Origin of the sequence: Xanthobacter autotrophicus (genome assembly GCF_029991245.1) — a bacterium.
In the GTDB taxonomy this organism is placed as follows: domain Bacteria; phylum Pseudomonadota; class Alphaproteobacteria; order Rhizobiales; family Xanthobacteraceae; genus Xanthobacter; species Xanthobacter autotrophicus_C.
This window is the reverse complement of sequence record NZ_JAIVFO010000455.1, coordinates 1-393: the sequence shown is the minus strand read 5'-3', so window position 1 is coordinate 393 and position 393 is coordinate 1. Positions and strand designations below refer to the sequence as shown.

General features: G+C 74.0%; 1 protein-coding gene. It reads left to right on the top strand.

Features of this window, described 5'->3' with window-relative positions:
* On the top strand, positions 1–393 hold a 393-nt coding region (locus tag K9U41_RS23655; protein ID WP_282643256.1), incomplete at both ends, for a HAMP domain-containing protein.

Genomic DNA, 393 nt, shown 5'->3' with positions numbered 1-393 from the left:
GCGCGGCAACATCGATGCCGCCCTCGGCCAGGTCGAGGCCGAATACCTGCAGACCCGCACGGCCGTGACCATCGCCACCGTGCTGGCCCTGGCCCTGGGTGCCGCGGTCGGCCTGTGGATCACCCGCGGCATTACGCGCCCGCTCGGCGAGGCCGTGCGCGTGGCGCGGGCCGTGGCCGCCAACGACCTCACCACCACCGTCGCCGAGGCCGGACGCGACGAGACCGGCCAGTTGCTGGAGGCGCTGCGCCAGATGAACGACAACCTGGCGCAGGTCACAGGCCGGGTGCGCAGCGGCGCCGACAGCATCGCCGTGGCCGCGCGCGAGATCGATGCGGGCAACCAGGACCTGTCGGCGCGCACTGAGCGGCAGGCGAGCGCGCTGCAGCAGAC